Consider the following 16,181-nt stretch of genomic DNA (forward strand, 5'->3'; position numbering starts at 1 on the left):
TGCTCGGCCCAGAACCCCAGCCGGTCCTCGGAGGCCTGCGCGTACGCGGCGGCGGTCACGTTCGCGGCCGCGGCGAGCTCCGCCGGCGGCGCGAACCGGCGGTCCTCCTTGAGCAGGTTCGCCAGACTCTCGTTGCTCATGTGTACAGAACTCCAGATGCTTGTTCGATCGGGGCGGCGGACCGCCCCCGTGCCACGTCTCGATCATGGGGCCCGGACGGCCCCCGCCCGGCCGGATCGCACCGAAATGTCGGTCCGGCCGGACAAACCCTTCGGTCGGTCAGGGCCGCTGCGCCCGCGCCGCCACGGGCACCGGGTGGCGGCACGACTCCCAGGCCCGCGCCCGGCCGCTCCAGTCCCGGATCCGGTGCATCACCCGCACCTGCCCGGGGTCGGGCCCGGTCAGCCGGCACAGCGCCCGCAGGCTGGACAGGTCGTAGCGGTCCGCCAGCTCCTCGCTCCAGCTCAGCAGGGCCTGCACGGTCGCGGGGTCGGTGTGCAGGAAGGTGACGCCGTACCGGTCGACGATCTCCCAGAGCCGGCTGCGGCGGGCCACCGCCGGGCTGCTCTCGCAGAGCACCTGGGTGACCCCGGCGGCCAGTGCGCCGAACACCCCGAACGGGCGGCCGCCCAGCCAGCCGACCTCGCCGGCGCACCAGTAGACGTCGGCGCCGGGCCGCAGGCCCAGCTCCCGGTGGTCGTCCCGCCGCCCGCCCGGGTACGGCAGCGGCCCGCCCGGGCCGCCCTCCGCCCGCTCGACGCACTCGTGCCACCACAGGTCGCGCCCCGCCTGCCACGGCACCGGACCGCCGGTGCGGCGCACCACCAGGACGTGCCGGACCAGGGGGTTGCCGGCGAGCGCCTCGTCGACGGCCGGCTTGAGCGCGACCGGCGTGCCGTGCCGATGCACGCCGTCGGCCTGCGCCGGCGGCCCGGGCCGAAAGCTCCCGTCCGCCGTGATCACCACCTCGGCGGCCAGGTCGCGCAGGCCCGGGACGACCGGCCGGCCGCCTGCGAACAGGCCGAACACCGACGCGGGGACGGCCCCGACCCGGGCGCAGGCCAGCACGGCCACCAGGGCCTCCGGGATCACCGGAAGGTAGATCCCGACCCGGTCGCCCGGCCCGACGCCGAGCCCGCGCAGGGCTGCGGCCGCCCGGGCGACCTCCTCGCCGAGCTCGGCGAAGGTGAGGGAGCGGGTGTCGCCGATGCCGCCCTCGAAGTGGAGCGCCACCCGGTCGCCGCGGCGCCCCTCGGCCTGCCGGTCCGGGCCGGCCAGCGCCTCCTGGTCCAGCGACCGCACTAGTGGGCCCCCGCGCCGGTGAGTGAACGGACCTCCAGCTCGGTGTACTTGGCTGCCCGGTCGGGCTCCTCCGGGGACAGCAGGCTGCCCGCCCAACCGAGCAGGAAGCCGACCGGGATGGACACCAAGCCCGGGTTCTCCAGCGGGAACCAGGCGAAGTCCGCGGTCGGGACCAGCGAGGTCGCCTTGCCCGAGACCACCGGCGAGAAGGTCACCAGCAGCACGGAGGACAGCAGGCCGCCGTAGATGCTGCAGAGCGCGCCACGGGTGGTGAAGCGCTTCCAGAACAGGCTGTACAGGATGGTCGGCAGGTTGGCCGAGGCCGCCACGGCGAAGGCCAGCGCGACCAGGGCCGCGGTGTTCAGCTTGTCGGCGAAGATGCTCAGGCCCACGGCGACCGCGCCGATGCCCACCGCGGCGAGCCTGGCGGCCCGCATCTCCTGGCGCTCGGTGGCCCGGCCCCGGCGGATCACCTGGGCGTACAGGTCATGGGCGAAGGAGGAGGACGAGGCCAGGGTGAGCCCGGCCACCACGGCGAGGATGGTGGCGAACGCGACCGCGGAGATCACCGAGAGCAGCACGGCCCCGCCGGTGCTGCCGGCGCCGCCGCCGAGCCGCTCCGCGAGCATCGGCACCGCCGTGGTGCCGGCAGCGTTGGAGGCCTTGACCGCCTTGGGGCCGACCAGCGCCGTCGCGCCGAAGCCCAGCACCACGGTCATCAGGTAGAAGGCGCCGATGATGACGATCGCCCAGTTCACCGAGTGCCGGGCCACCTTGGCGCTCGGCACGGTGTAGAAGCGCACCAGGATGTGCGGCAGGCCCGCGGTGCCGAGCACCAGCGCGACGCCGAGGCTGAGGAAGTCCAGCTTGCTCATCGAGGTCGCGCCGTACTTCAGACCGGGCTCCAGGAACGCGGAGCCCTTGCCGCTCGCCTCACCGGCGGCGCCCAGCAGCGTCGAGAGGTTCCAGCCGAACCTGGCCAGCAGCAGCGCCGTCAGCAGGATGGTGCCGCCCATCAGCAGCACGGCCTTGACGATCTGCACCCAGGTGGTGCCCTTCATCCCGCCGACCGTGACGTAGAGGATCATCAGCAGGCCGACCCCGAGGATGATCAGCTTCTTGGCGCCGGCGCCGTCGACCCCGAGCAGCAGCGCGACCAGCGAGCCGGCCCCGACCATCTGGGCCAGCAGGTAGACCACCGAGACCACGATGGTGGAGATGCCGGCCGCGGTCCGCACCGGGCGCTGGCGCATCCGGAAGGCCAGCACGTCCGCCATGGTGAACCGGCCGCTGTTGCGAAGCGGTTCGGCCACCAGGATCAGCGCGACCAGCCAGGCCACCATGAAGCCGATGGAGTACAGGAAGCCGTCGTAGCCGAACAGCGCGATCGTCCCGGTGACACCGAGGAAGGAGGCCGCCGACATGTAGTCGCCGGAGATCGCCAGGCCGTTCTGGAAGCCGGTGAAGGACCGGCCGCCGGCGAAGAAGTCCGAGGTGCCGCCGGTACGGCGGCCGGCCCGGACGGTGATGGCCAGGGTGAGCAGGACGAAGGCGAGGAAGACACCGAGGATCAGGCCCCGGTGCCCCTCCGCGCCCACGGCCGGGCCGACCGGGCCGGCGGTCATCGTGCGCATGTGCAGGTCTCCAAGTGGCTTGCCTCGGTCCGGGCTTCGTCGTACTTCGCGCGCAGCCGGTCGGCCACCGGGTCGAGCCGGGAGCCGGCGTGCCGGGTGTACAGCCAGGCGATCAGGAAGGTGGTCGCGAACTGCAGCACGCCGAGCGCGAGAGCCGCGTTGACGTTGCCGACGAGCCGGACGGCCATCAGCGCGGGCGCGTGGCTCGACAGCAGCACGTACGAGAGGTAGACGGTCAGGAACGCCGCCGTCAGCACGGCGGCGGAGCGCCGGTAGGAGCGGCGCAGCTGCCCGAAGGCCTCGCTGCGGCGGAGCTCCTGGTAGATCGCCGGGCAGGGCTCGCCGCTCTCGGGCGGGCGTTCGCGGGGTGGGGTGGTACTGGTCATGGAGCTCTCCGTCGAGGTACGGGGGCGGGCCCGATGGGGCGGGCGCCGCCCGATGGGGTGCGGGGGCCGCTTCGGGCGCGGGCAGGCCGGGGCCGCCGGCGGACGGGTGCGTCGGCGGCGGCCCGGGGGCCGGTGGGTGGCGGGTGCGTCGGCGGCTGCGGCGGGCGGAGCGGATCCGGCCGGCGGCACCGTACGGGCCTCATCCCAGCAGCGGATCGAGGCCGCGGGCAACCTGGCGGGGGCGCCGGCCGCAGACCTTTCGGTCGCCCGGCGCCGGCCTTTCGGTGGGCCGGTGTTCGGTGCCGCGGTTCTCAGGGGGTCACGGTCAGACCGGGGTTGACGGGGCGTCGGTCCGGGAGCCGGCCGGACCACCAGGCCCGGGGGTCCTCGCACTGGCCGACGACCAGGCGCTCGCCGTACCCCTGGTCGAGCAGGCAGCCGCCGCGGTGGCCGAGGATCCGGAACCGGCCGCCGGCGGGCTGCGCGGGGTCGTCCACGAAGGTCCAGAGCTGGCCCTCGGCCCGCTCGCCGGCGCGCTCGTGCTGCAGGTACACCGAGTCGTCCGGGTCCGTGGTGAGCACCAGCGGGCCGCTGTCGTCGCTGCTCAGCAGGGCGGAGCGGAGCAGCAGTTCGCCGTTCTCGGCCGGCCCGACCAGCCATTCCTGGTCGTCCGCGCCGTCGGCCGGCATGCCGACCACCGCCGCGCCGTCGGCCGCGCGCGAGGCACCGGCGCCGGCGGCGTGCAGCCGCAGCCCCGACCCTTCCGCGGTCAGGACGGTGAGGCCGGTGGCCGACCCGCTCCGGGCGACGGTGTCCGCCCGCCCCGGCAGCGGGCCCGGGGCGAGGGTGATCCCGTCGTCCCCCCGGTCGCCGACGACGGGTGCCGGGCCGCCCTCGCCGAGCGCGAGCCCGGCCTCGCCGGCCAGCAGCAGGGCCGGCAGGGCGGCGAGTACGACGGTGGCCTTGGCGGCGGTGAGCGCGGGTCGGTAGCGCACGGTGCTGGTCCCCAGTGGGTGGTCGGTAACGGCGCGGGCGTTCCAGGCCGAGAGCGCTGCACCGGCCGCGGACACGAATCCCCCGTCCCCGCCTGGGCCTTCAGGGTCCAGGCGGGACCCTCCGGCAGCAGAATGCCACGCTAGGCGGCCGGGCCGTCGCCGTGGACGACGGTCGCCACCGAAGAGTTAACGCGCCATGGGGCCATTCGGCTTCTTTCGGCCCCCGTCAGGCCGAATCCCTGACCACCAGTTCGGTTGCCAGCACCACCTGCCGGTGGGCCTTGCCGGGCGAGCCGATCTCGTCCAGCAGCAGCCGGGCCATGGTCCGGCCCATCTCCTCGATCGGCTGCCGGACACTGGTCATCGGCGGATCGGTGTGCCGCGCCACGATCGAGTCGTCGAAGCCGATCACCGCGACCTCCTCCGGCACCCGCCGGCCGGCCGTGCGCAGCACCTGCATCGCGCCCGCGGCCATCACGTCGGAGGCGCAGAACACCGCGTCCAGCTCCGGGCTGCGCTCCAGCAGTGCGCGCATCGCCAGCCGGCCGCCCTCCTCGGTGAAGTCACCGAGCCCGACCAGGTCCTCGCGGTACGGCCGCCCGGACTCCTCCAGTGCCTGCCGGTAGCCGCTCAGCCGGGCCCGGGCGCCTTCCATGTCGAGCGGCCCGGTGATCGTCGCGATCGCGGCGCAGCCGCGGCGCAGCAGGTGCCGCACCGCCATCCGGGCGCCGCCCGCGTTGTCCGCCAGGACGTAGCTCAGCGGCTCGGCGTCGCCGCGCCGCCCGGCCAGCACGGCCGGGATCCCCAGGCTCTCCAGCAGGGCCGGCAAGGGGTCGTCCTGGTGCACCGACACCAGCAGCACACCGTCCACCCGCTGCGCGCCCAGGTAGGCCGACAGGCGGTCGCGCTCACGCTGGTTGCGGACCAGGATCAGCAGCAACTGCATGTCGCTCTCGGCGAGTTCCGCCGCGACCCCGCTGATGATGTCGGAGAAGTACGGCTCCGAGAAGAGCCTGGTCTCGGCCTCGGGGACCACCAGTGCGACGGCGTCCGTCCGGGAGGTGACCAAGGTCCGGGCCGCCCGGTTGGGTACGTAGCCGAGCTCGGCGATGGCCGCCCGCACCGCCTCCCGGGCCTTCTCGCTGACCCGGGGCGAGCCGTTGACCACCCGGGACACCGTGCCGCGCCCCACCCCGGCCAGCGCCGCCACCTCCTCCAGGGTCGGGCGCGCCCCGCCCCGGCCGGGGCCGCCGGCCGTCGTACCGGCCGCCGGGTCCACCGCCTCTGCCATCCGTCCCACCTCTTCGAACTCGCCTGGTCGGGCACGGCCCATGCCCGGCCGCCCCCACATCGTCCCCGGGTCGGGCCGCGGACCACCACCCGGGGCCCGATCGGCGCGGGCCGCGCCGGAGGGCGGCGGGCTCAGAGCGGCAGCGGGAGGTCCGCCGCCTCCAGCGCGGTGAGCTGGTCGGGGGTGGGCGTGCCCAGCTCGGCCATCCGCTGGGCCTGGCGCTCGGTCATCTCCTGGAAGGTCTGCCGGGCGGAGCGCCCGTTGCCGAAGCCGGCGCCGCGGGGCATCGTCTCGAAGTGTCGCAGCAGCTGCCCGCGGGCGGTGTCGGTCAGCTCGTAGCGGTGCTCGCGCGCCTGGTGCTCGACGATCTCGACCAGGTCCGCGGCCGCGTAGTCCTCGAACAGCAGGGTGCGGGTGAACCGGGAGGACAGGCCCGGGTTGGAGCCGATGAAGCGGCCCATGTCGGCGGGGTAGCCGGCGGCGATCACCACCACGTCGTCACGGTGGTCCTCCATCAGCTTGACCAGGGTGGCGACCGCCTCCTGCCCGAAGTCGTGGGCGCCGCCGACGGCCGGGGCCAGCGAGTAGGCCTCGTCGATGAACAGCACCCCGCCGAGCGCGCGGTTGAACGCGGCGGCGGTGCGCGGCCCGGTGTGGCCGACGTACTCGCCGACCAGCGCGCTGCGGTCCACCTCCACCAGGTGGCCCCGGCGCAGCAGGCCGAGCGCCTTCAGCAGCCGCCCGTAGAGCCGGGCGACGGTGGTCTTGCCGGTGCCGGGGTTGCCCGCGAAGACCAGGTGGCGGCTGAGCGGCGGCGCCGGCAGGCCGGCCTCCTCGCGCAGCCGTACCGCCTGCATCAGCTTCACCATCGAGTGCACGTCGTGCTTGACCCGCTCCAGGCCGACCAGGGTGCCGAGCTCCTCCAGCAGGTCGTCGAGGTGCTCCTCCACCGTCTCCACCGGCGGCTCGGCCGGGAGGGCGGCCGGCGGCGGGGGTGCGGCCCCGAAGGCGGCGGGTGCGGCCGGACGGGCGGGGGCGGGGCCGCCGCCGAGGTCGCACTCCTCGAAGACCGGCGCCGCGCCCTCGTCGCCGCCGAGCGCCTCGGCGCAGTCCAGCAGCCGGCACCGGTGCAGCCGGGGTGCGGCGCCGGCGGCCAGGTGCAGGGCCGGGAAGCCGGCCCGCACCACGTCGCAGGAGGTGAAGGAGCCGCCGGAGTCCTGGGCGAAGTAGACGCCGTTCTTGCCGGTGCCCTCGATCCGCAGCCCGCTGACCGTGGGCCGGGCGCCGGTCCACACCACCAGGCCAGAGCCGGTGCTGTCCTCCACCGAGCCGCCCGCCAGCCGGACCCGGGAGCCGGCGTCCAGCAGGATCCCGGCGGCGCCGGCGCCGACCACCCGGTTGCCGGTCAGCTCGGCCTCGGCGCCCGGGCCGATCTCCAGCCCGGTGCGCACCGCCGCGCTCACCGTGCAGTGCTCGATCCGGGAGCCGCGCGGGGAGGCGACGGTGATCCCGATGTCGGCGCCGGCGATCCGGCAGCCGAGCGCGGTGAGGGCGGCCTGCTCGGTGACGGCCACGCCGGCCATGGTGACCTCCCCGATGCCGCAGTCGGTCAGCGCGGCCCGGGCCTCGCCGGCCAGGTGGACGCCGTGCTCGGCGCCGCCGCGCACCCGGCAGTCGGTGAAGCTGCCCTCGGCCCGGCCGGAGAGGTGGATCGCGCTGAACGCGCAGCGCTCCAGCCGGCAGTCGGTCAGCTCGGCCCGGGCGCTGCCGGTGAGCAGCAGCCCGTTGGCGGCGGGGTCGGAGACCGTGCAGCCGCGGGCGGTGAGCCGGGCCTCGTCCTGCACGACCAGGGCGCTGGCGGTGGCCCGGCCGATCCGGCAGTCCACCAGGTCGGCCCGGGCCGAGCCGGTGAGGTGCACCCCGGCGGCGCCGCTCTCGTCCACCCGGGTGGTGTCGGCGCTGACCTGGGCGCCGTCCTCCAGCAGCAGCCCGGCCCGGCCCGGCCGCAGCAGCAAGCAGTCGCTCAGGCGCAGCCGGGCCCGGCCGCGCAGGCGGATGCCGGAGCCGGCGGTGGACTCCAGCCGGAGCCGGACGGCGTCCAGCCGGGCGGTCCCGGAGAGCACCACGCCGGTGCCGTCCACGGCGGCGATCACGGTGTCCTCGGCCCGGACCCTGGCCCCGCCGGACAGCCGCAGGGCGGCCAGCCGGGCGCCCTCCAGCCGGCAGTCGCGCAGCAGGACGGCCGCCACGGCCTCGGGTTCCTCGTCCGCGTCGAGGGGCTCGGCGCCGTCCGGCCCGCGCACCTCGATCCGGCCGCCGCGCACCGTGCAGTGCGCCAGCACCAGGCCCGCGCCGGGGGCGACGGCGACGGCCGGCTCGCCCGGCTCGGCGCCCTCGATGTCCAGGCTGCGCACCAGGCAGTCCGGCCCCTGCGCGGTGAGGGCCGGGCCGGCTCCGGCCGGGGCGGCGAGCACCACGGTGCCCGGGCCCTGCTCGGCGACCAGCACCACCCTGCGCTCCAGCACCACCGCCTCCTCGTACCGGCCCGGCGCCACCACCACGGTGTCGCCGGGGACGGCGGCCCGCAGGGCGTCGCCGAGCAGCCGGTGGGTGCCCCGGCCGCGCGGTCCGACGAGGAGGATCCGGGCCGCCTGCCGGGCCGCGTCGTGGGCGGAGCGGCGGGCGGACCGGCGGGCGGGCTGGTTGGAGGGCTGGCTGGAGGGCTGGCGGTCCATCAGGGCTGCTGTCCTTGCTGCGGCGCGGGTGCGGGTACGGGGCCAGGTACGGGAGCGGGGGCAGGTACGGGGGCGGGCGCGCGGTACCACGGCGGGTTGATGCTGGCCCGGTAGGCGTTGGTCAGCCACATCGAGGTGACCGTCTTCTCGAAGATCTTGAACGGCAGCTGGATCCAGAACTCGCCGAAGCCCTGCCGGTGGAACAGCCGGCTGCCGCCGCCCATGATCACCGCGTTCTTGGCCAGCGCCGCGCTGCTCGCGGTGGTCAGGCCGGCCAGGCCGGCGATCCCGCCGTCCAGGAAGGCGTCCATGCCGCTGAGCACGTGGGACTTGCCGTCGGCCCCGGTGACGCCCCAGACGGCGGCGTTCATCGAGCCGTTGACCCAGCCGACCACCCCGCCGAGGGCGGCGTTGTAGAAGAAGTCGTAGGTGCCGCCGCGCCACCGGGTGGGGGTCTCGTTGCCGGCCCACTCGTTGGCCCAGGTCTTGTCGTGGTTGTTCGGGCGGCGCAGCTCGTGCTTGCCGCCGTCCACGTTGCCCAGCACCGACTTGGGGCCGCCGACCGCGGAGCCGCGCAGCTCGTGCATCCCGGTGCTGACCAGGCTCTTCACCCCGGCGCCGACCGCCGCGTTGGCGAAGGACTTCAGCACGTCCTGCCCGGTGAACTGCTTGTGGTTGGCCGCGGCGACGATGCCGTTGACGGCCAGGTTGGCACCGAACTCCAGGACGAACTCCTGGCCGAACTCCAGCGCGACCTTCTTCGCCAGCACCTTCCAGTAGGGCTGGTAGAGCGCCTCGCCGAGCGCCACCCGGCCGCCGGCCGGCGCGGGCAGGCCCGTCACCCCGTCGAGCGCGTTCTGCAGGCGCGGCACCCGGACCGACACCGAGGCGTCGTCCCAGGGCATCCGGTTGGCCTCGCGGACCCGCCGGCCCCAGCCGCGGATCTCGGTGAGCGGGCCGCGGAAGTCGTACTCGTTGCCGGTCACCCGCAGGCCACCGGGGCCCGTCTCCCAGACCAGGCCGCTGTCGGTGCGCTGGGCGAGCACGGTGCCCGCGGCGTCGTAGCGGCGCCACTGGCTGCGCCAGGCGTCCTTCTCCAGGAAGGTGCCGTCGCCCAGCGCCCGCCGGTCGCGGACCACCGCGCCGTGGTCGAACTCCTTCCAGGTGCCCGGAGTGTGGACCACGCCGCCGCCCTCCCGGTACTCGCGCACCCGCAGCGGGCCCTCGCCGATCGACAGGTGCGGGGGCACCTCGCGGACGGTGAGCGCCGGGCCGCCGCCGGCCGGGCGGAACTCGTCGCGGAAGTGCTGGGCGCGGGGGTGCCAACCGTTCTGCCAGGTCCGGGTGGTGTCGTTCCACCAGCGCCGGACCTGCTGCCCGGCGCCGTAGTCGACCGGCGCTCCGGCGCGGGTGAACTTCCCGGTGGACCAGCGCTCGCCGCCGGCCGCCGGCGCGGTGCGCCAGGAGTCGACGTACCGGCCGCCGTCCAGCATGTCGCGCTCGCGGACCAGCAGGCCGGCGCCGTCGAAGTCGCGGAAGGAGTCGTCCCAGGGCAGCGACGGGTCGGCGGAGCCGCGGAAGACGAACCGGCGGCCGCCGGTCCGGTTGCCCAGGTGGTCCACGCCGGTCCAGGTCCACTCGGCCGAGTCGGGGCGGCCGGTGCCGGTGATCCGGATCGGGTTGCCCTGGGCGTCGTTCCAGACGTCGTGGCTGCCGGTGAGGTTGCCGTGGGCGTCGCGCTGCACCCAGGCATGGGTCATCCGCCCGTTCACCTGCCCGGTGGCCGGGTTCACCTGCGGCGGCACCCGGTACTCGCGGACCGTCCCGTCCGCGAAGCCCTCCCGGGCCACCTCCCAGGTGTTGGTGCCGGGCGGCTGGAAGCGGTCCTGCCAGATCGCCCGGTCGGCGGCGCCGGCGCCGGGCGCGGGGGCGACCGGCACCCGGTGGCCGGCCCGGCCGCCCTCGGTCCAGGCCGGGTGGCCGGCGGCGTCCGGCACCCCGGCGTGGTCGCCGACCTTGAGCGTGTTGCCGCTGTGCAGCTTGACGGTGGCGCGGACGAAGCGGCCGTCGGCGCCCAGGTCGACCAGGCTGCCGTCCATGGCGACGTAGCGCACGCCGCCGCTGTGGTGGCCGCCGAGCTCCTTGCCCCAGTGGAAGGTCTGGAACCGGGTGTCGGTCGCCAGGTGGCGGTACTCGGCCCGCGGGGCGCCGGCGTGCACCAGCTTGTCGCGCACCCACAGCGGGGGCCGCTGCTCGGACCACCGGGTGGTGGTGAGCACGCCGTTGTCCCGCAGCACCTCCCGCTTGCCGACCTCCTTGCCGTGCGGGGACTGCCGCTCCCAGGTGTGCTGCCGGGCGCCGTTGGCCCAGCTGTGCTCCTGGTACTGCCCTGCCTTGTCCGGGCCGTGCGCCATCCCCCACTGCTTCTGCACCAGGGTGTTGTCGGGCAACCGGTCGCTCCAGCCGCCGTCCCGGTGCGGCGTACGGGGGCCGTGGGCCAGCTCCTGGCCGGCGCCGTCGAAGCGGTGCCAGGTCCAGCGGCCGCCCGCGCCGCGCACCGCGAAGGTGTGGCCGGCCACGCCGCCGGTCTTCTGCAGGCCCTCGCGGTACTCGTGCACGGCGGTGCCGCGGTGGTCGACGTCCTTCCAGCCGAAGCCGGAGGTGTCGTAGCGGCGGGTGCCGTGCCCGGCCAGCGCGCCGGTGTCGTCGAGGTGCGCCCATCCGGTCCGGCGGTTGAGGTCCCCGAAGGAGAGGGTGTCGGTGCGGCGGAAGGCGTCCAGCACGCCGCCGCCGGGCAGCACCCGGCGTTCGAACACCTCGACCGGCGTGTACGTGGAGCCGAGCAGCCGGATCCGGCCGCCGTCGCCGGTGATCTCGACCCGGCCGTGGTGGAACGCGCCGGTGCCGGGGCCGCCGGGGTGGGCCGCCGCCGGGTGCGGCTCGCGGCGCCAGGTGGCGCCGCCCGCCGGGGTGAGGTCGACCACGTACTGGTGGTCGGTGCGGCGGCCGGCGTCCAGCACGTTGAAGCCGCGGTGGGTGACGGCGCCGTTGCCCTGCGCGTGGACGGTGAACTCGCCGTCCCGGGGGCCGCCCGGCCGGTCGAAGGACACCCTCAGGGCGCCGCCCGGCTCGACGGTCACCGTGCGGTGCGGCACCCGGGCACCGGTGGCGGTCTCCAGGTGACCGGGCGCGCGGACCCCGCCGGCGCCCGGCTCGGGCAGCACGGCGAAGGTGCCGTCGGGGTTGCCGTTCGGTCCCCGCAGGGGCGAGCCGGTCTCCAGCCGGGTGCCGTCCGCGCCGTACCGCACGAAGGAGTTGCCGGCCGTGGTGTCGGTGATCCGGACGATCCCGCCCGGATGTTCGGTCACCGCCAGCTGCGGCAGCGGTGTCCGGGTGCCGTCCAGCACGTCGAGGGTGCGCGGTCCGCCGGGCGGGGTGTGCACCACCACCCACTGGTCGAGTGCCGCCCGGCCGGGGCCGCGCAGCCGGGTGGCGTCCTCGGTCAGGTGGCCCGGCCGGTCGAAGACCCGGTAGCCGCCGTCGGTGTCCGCCACCCGGAAGCCGGTGCCCTCGGGGGTGACCACCCGGCGGGCGTCCGGCTGGAAGTGGCCGTCCAGCCAGTGCGGTGCCGGGGCGAGCGGGTGGACCGGGCCGCCGGTGGCGCGCTCCAGGTACCCGACCGGGGCACCCCCGTGGTCCGACAACTGCCAGCCACGGGCGTTCAGCGCCCCGTCGGCGCCGTACCGCTCGTAGGGCAGGGTGGCGCCGACCGCCGGCGGCGGCTCCACCCGGAAGCCGCCGCCGGGGTGGGCCAGCACCCGGTCGGGCAGCCGGGTGCCGGCCGCGTCGGTCAGCAGGTGGCCGCCCGCGCCGTCCGGCACCGCGAACCGGGCACCGCGCAGACCGGCGCCGTCGGTCAGCGAGACACCCTGCTCGGCGAAACCGCCCTGCGGCGTGTAGCGGGTGGAGGCCCCGGTGTGCGGGTCGGTCACCCGCCAGCCGCCGGCGGGCAGCGGGTCGGCGGCCAGGCCGGTGGGCCGGCCCGCGGCGTCGGTGACCCGGTGCGGGGCACCGTCCACCACGAAGTGCGCGCCCCGGGCGCCGGCCACGTCGGTCAGCGACAGCCCCGAGTCCGCCTGGAGCCCGTCGGCGCCGAACCGCACCGACCGGCCGGTGGCCGCGTCGGTGATCCGGACCGTGCCGTCGGGCAGCGTGCCGACCGGCTGCGGCAGCCGGGTGCCGGCCGCATCGGTCAAGAAGTGGCCGCCCGCGCCGTCCGGCACCGCGAACCGGGCACCGCGCAGACCGGCGCCGTCGCCGAGCGCGAGCCCCTCACCGAGGAAGCCGCCCCGCAGGTCGGTGCGCAGCGAGCGGCCGGTGACCCGGTCGGTGATCCGCAGGCCGGCCCCGCCACCGAGCACCGTCAGGGTGTGGCCGTCCCCGGCCAGCGTGCGGGTGATCACCCCGCCGCCGTCGGCGTGGCCGAGGAGCAGCACCGCGCCGGCCGGGGCCCCGGTGGCGTCCCGCACCGGCCGCCCCTCCTCGACGAGCCGGCCGCCGTGGTCGAAGCCGCGGTGCTCGCCGGTGATCGGGTCGTGCAGGTCGAAGCCGCCGCCCGGCCGGGCCCGGGCGTCCAGCCCCAGCGCGCCGTTGACGTCCCGGGCCTGGTGGGTCGGGGTGCCGTGGACGTCGTAGGCGGTGTGCACGTACTGGCCGGTGTGGACCGCGTCCGGACCGGCCAGCGGGGTGTCCTCGGCGATCAGCCGGCCGGTGGCGTCGTAGCTCTGGGTGCTGCCCAGGTGGGCGTTGTGCACGTCGAAGCCGCCGCCGGGGCGGGCCACCGGGTGCAGCAGCGGGTCGGCCACGTTCTGCGCGTCCAGCACCCGGTGCACCGGGCCGCCGGGGGTGACGGTGGTCTCGATCCGCAGGCCGTTGGCGCCGGCGGTGCCCGGGTCGGTCAGCGCGAGCACCACCGGCGGCGGGGGTGCCGGCACCGGGACGGGCTGGGCCTGCACCACCAGTTGCTGCACCGCGGGCGGTGGCCGGTCGGCGCCGCCCAGCAGCCGGGGGCGCTCGCGCAGGCTCTGATCGGTCAGCCGGGCCAGGTCACGGTCCATCCGGGCCGGGTCGACGCCGAGCGCGGTGAGCCGCTCCACGGTGTCGTCCAGGTGCTGCGCGGCGGTGTCCACCGAGGCCTGGGCGTGGATCACCACCGGGCTCGGCCGGGAGCCCGAGCCCGGGCGGGCGTTCAGGTCGGAGAGCAGCCGCTCGGCCTTGCCGAGGTCGTGCCGGGCCAGCGTGAAGTCTCCCCAGGCCTCCAGCCGGGCCGCCCGGCCCGGGTCGTCGGCCGGGCCGAACAGGTCGGCCACCCGGTGGCTCTGCTCCCGCCACAGCTGGTCCAGCTGGGCGCCGGTCAGCCGGCCCGGGCCGGCGCCCGCACCGTGCGCCCCCGGCAGCGCCGACCCGGGGAGGTGGCCGCCGCCCGCCGGGGCCGGGGAAGGGGCCGGGGTGGGGGCCGGGGTGGGGCGCGGGCCGCCGTGGTCCAGCAGGCCGAGCGCGTCGCCCACCAGCGCCCCCGGGCCGGGCACCGGCGCGGGCACCACGTGCCCCGCCGGCAGCACGGCCGGCGGGGCCGCGGTGGTCCGCGGCGGGGCGAACTCCGACAGGTGCAGGTTGACCTGGTGGGCCGTCAGCGCCCGGGTGCTGTGCTCCCCCAGGTGGCCGCCGGTGGAGAAGACCGGCGCGTCCGCCCGGTTCACCGGCGCGGAGCCGGTGGAGAGCAGGTCCAGCGCGCCGTGCAGCTGGGTGCCCGGCGCGGTGACCTGGCCGAGGCCGTGCACCGGGGAGAGCGGCGCGGTGACCGCCGGGGTGAGCCCGACGCCGGGGTGGACGCTGGCGGCCGGGGCCAGCAGGTCGGCGGTGTGCACGGCGGGGACGTGCGGGGTCGCGGTGTGCACGGCGGAGAGCTGCGGGGTGGCGGTGTGCAGCGTGCCGGTGCCCACCGTGCCCAGGTGGCCGCCCGCCGCCCCGGCCCCCGCCCCGACGGTGAGGTGACCGACCTGCGGTACGGGCTGCGCGGCGGTGAGCGTGCCGGGCAGGTGCAGCCCGCCCGGGGTGCCGGCGTGGGTGGCGGCGGTGCCGAGCGGGCCCGGGGCGTGGGCGCTGACGCCGAGCCCGGTGTCCAGGTGCAGGCCGGTCGGGGTGACGGTGAGGTTGCTCCAGTCCCCCATCCGGACCGATTGGAGCTCGCGGACCGGGGTGTCCAGCAGGGCGTCCAGCCGCCGGACCGCGTCCGGGGCGAAGGACAGCTGGTCGGCGAAGCCGGTGTGCACGCCGAAGGTCGGCGGCCGGGAGAACGACAACCCGAGCCCGCCGGGCTCCACGTGCGGCAGCTCCAGGCCGCGCGGCCCGGACCAGTCGCCGAGCCGGATCCGTGCCAGGTCGGCCTTCGGCAGGTCGACCAGGGCGTCCACCTGGTGCAGCGGCGGCGGCACCGGCACGGCGGCCGCGGTCCGGCCCGCGGTGCCGAGCAGCGGCGCCCCGAAACGGAACCTGCCCATCAGGCCGCGCTCCACGAAGCCGATCCGCAGCGCCCCGCGCAGCCCGTACTCGCCGATCTCGGCGGCGTCGACCGGCAGCACCAGGCGCAGCCACTTGGTGCCGCCGAGCTGGGCCCGGGCGAAGTCCCAGGTCACGCCGGCGCCCCGGCCGAGCCCGGCCGGCAGGCCGCGGACCAGGGCCGGCAGGCCCTTGATGCCCTGGACCACGGCCAGCCCGCTGTTGTGCAGGGTCATCCCGGCCCAGCCGGGGAGCTTGGTGAGCGAGCCCATCACCCACAGCCCGCCGGATCTGATCCAGTTGCCGGCGAGCGAGGCGAAGTCGCGCAGGCCCGGCAGGAAGGCGAAGGAGCGCAGCCCGCCGCCGGTGAACATGCCGCGGAAGAAGGCGGCGATCGTGTGGCCGACCCCCTTGACGCCGTTCCAGGTGAACTTGGCGCCGGCGCTGATCAGTTTGAGGATCGGGATGCCCTTGGTGGTGGGCGCGATCATGCCGAGGCCGGAGAGGAACAGGTCCAGCGCGCTGGCCTTGCCCTGGGCGAAGTAGACGGCCGTCTTGATGAAGATGGCGAGGTTGACGCCGATCGCGATCAGGGCGATCGGGCCGCCGAAGATCAGGGCCGGCAGGATCAGCGCGATCGCCAGCCACTGGAAGGCCTCCCAGAACAGGTCGCAGTCCGAGACCGGCTGCTTGATGCCCCGGGCGGCGCTGCTCAGCGCGGTGCCGGCGGTGCGGCCGGCCTCGTCCTGGGCGGTGCCGGCCTGCTTGGCGGTGCGGGTCAGCTCGGCCATCCGGGCGTCGGTCTTGGCCATGCCGCGGCCCTGGCTCAGCGCGTTGTCGGCGCGCCACTGCTGGTCGCGCACCACGGCCACGTAGCTGGTGAGCGCCCGGGCGGAGTTCTCGAAGCCCTCGGCCACGGACTGGACGAAGCTGCGCAGCGGGCCGCTGATCTTGTCGCGGAGCGCGTCGCCGGTCTGGCCGACGAACGCGCCGTCACCGGTCTTGTTCAGCACGGCTTCCAGCGCGTCGTCGATCTCCCGGGCGGTGCGGCCGAGGTCGGCGATCGAGCGCTGCACCTCGTCGATCTTCTCCGGATCCCCCGGCGTGGGGTCGCCGGGCAGGCCGATCGCGCTCCAGTCGGTCGGACGCTGCGCCATCTCGGTGTCCTCTCGGTACGCGGCCCGCGGCGGGCACCGGCCGTGCTGCGGGCGGCACTCCGTGCTGTGCACGTACGGGCGGCCGTCCCGGTTCACGCCGACCGGGCTGAACCGGAGCGGCCG

The 16,181-nt window shown here is 76.2% G+C and carries 7 protein-coding genes; all 7 read right to left on the reverse strand.

Annotated features, from left to right (window positions below):
• Positions 1-279: 279 nt before the first annotated feature.
• A complete protein-coding gene (locus AB0K43_RS20210; RefSeq protein ID WP_363641576.1) occupies positions 280-1,302 on the reverse strand; it encodes an AMP-binding protein in 1,023 nt (340 codons plus the stop codon).
• Entirely contained in the window at positions 1,302-2,936 is a 1,635-nt protein-coding gene (locus AB0K43_RS20215; protein WP_363641578.1) for a cation acetate symporter, read from the reverse strand. Before AB0K43_RS20215 ends, AB0K43_RS20210 begins: the two co-directional genes overlap by 1 nt.
• Positions 2,924-3,322, reverse strand: a complete 399-nt coding sequence (locus tag AB0K43_RS20220; protein WP_363641580.1) for a DUF485 domain-containing protein — start codon at positions 3,320-3,322, stop codon at positions 2,924-2,926. Before AB0K43_RS20220 ends, AB0K43_RS20215 begins: the two co-directional genes overlap by 13 nt.
• 311 nt (positions 3,323-3,633) lie before the next feature.
• Positions 3,634-4,317, reverse strand: a complete 684-nt coding sequence (locus AB0K43_RS20225) for a hypothetical protein (RefSeq protein ID WP_363641582.1) — start codon at positions 4,315-4,317, stop codon at positions 3,634-3,636.
• Positions 4,318-4,543: 226 nt separating this feature from the next.
• Positions 4,544-5,608 (reverse strand): LacI family DNA-binding transcriptional regulator, encoded by a 1,065-nt coding sequence (locus AB0K43_RS20230; protein ID WP_363641584.1) that lies wholly within the window; start codon positions 5,606-5,608, stop codon positions 4,544-4,546.
• A gap of 131 nt (positions 5,609-5,739) precedes the next feature.
• Entirely contained in the window at positions 5,740-8,343 is a 2,604-nt protein-coding gene (locus tag AB0K43_RS20235; RefSeq protein WP_363641586.1) for a right-handed parallel beta-helix repeat-containing protein, read from the reverse strand.
• Complete coding sequence (locus AB0K43_RS20240) at positions 8,343-16,058, reverse strand: hypothetical protein (RefSeq protein WP_363641588.1); 7,716 nt, start codon at positions 16,056-16,058, stop codon at positions 8,343-8,345. The genes AB0K43_RS20235 and AB0K43_RS20240 overlap by 1 nt, the downstream gene beginning before the upstream one ends.
• Positions 16,059-16,181 lie beyond the last annotated feature (123 nt).

Source organism: Kitasatospora sp. NPDC049258, assembly GCF_040678895.1.
GTDB lineage: Bacteria > Actinomycetota > Actinomycetes > Streptomycetales > Streptomycetaceae > Kitasatospora.

What these genes read in the sequence shown, in the direction of transcription:
- AB0K43_RS20215 (WP_363641578.1), bottom strand. Translation starts at nt 2,936, where the DNA reads ATGCGCACGATGACCGCCGGCCCGGTCGGCCCGGCCGTGGGCGCGGAG.
- AB0K43_RS20230 (WP_363641584.1), bottom strand. Translation starts at nt 5,608, where the DNA reads ATGGCAGAGGCGGTGGACCCGGCGGCCGGTACGACGGCCGGCGGCCCC.
- AB0K43_RS20235 (WP_363641586.1), bottom strand. Translation starts at nt 8,343, where the DNA reads ATGGACCGCCAGCCCTCCAGCCAGCCCTCCAACCAGCCCGCCCGCCGG.
- AB0K43_RS20240 (WP_363641588.1), bottom strand. Translation starts at nt 16,058, where the DNA reads ATGGCGCAGCGTCCGACCGACTGGAGCGCGATCGGCCTGCCCGGCGAC.
- AB0K43_RS20220 (WP_363641580.1), bottom strand. Translation starts at nt 3,322, where the DNA reads ATGACCAGTACCACCCCACCCCGCGAACGCCCGCCCGAGAGCGGCGAG.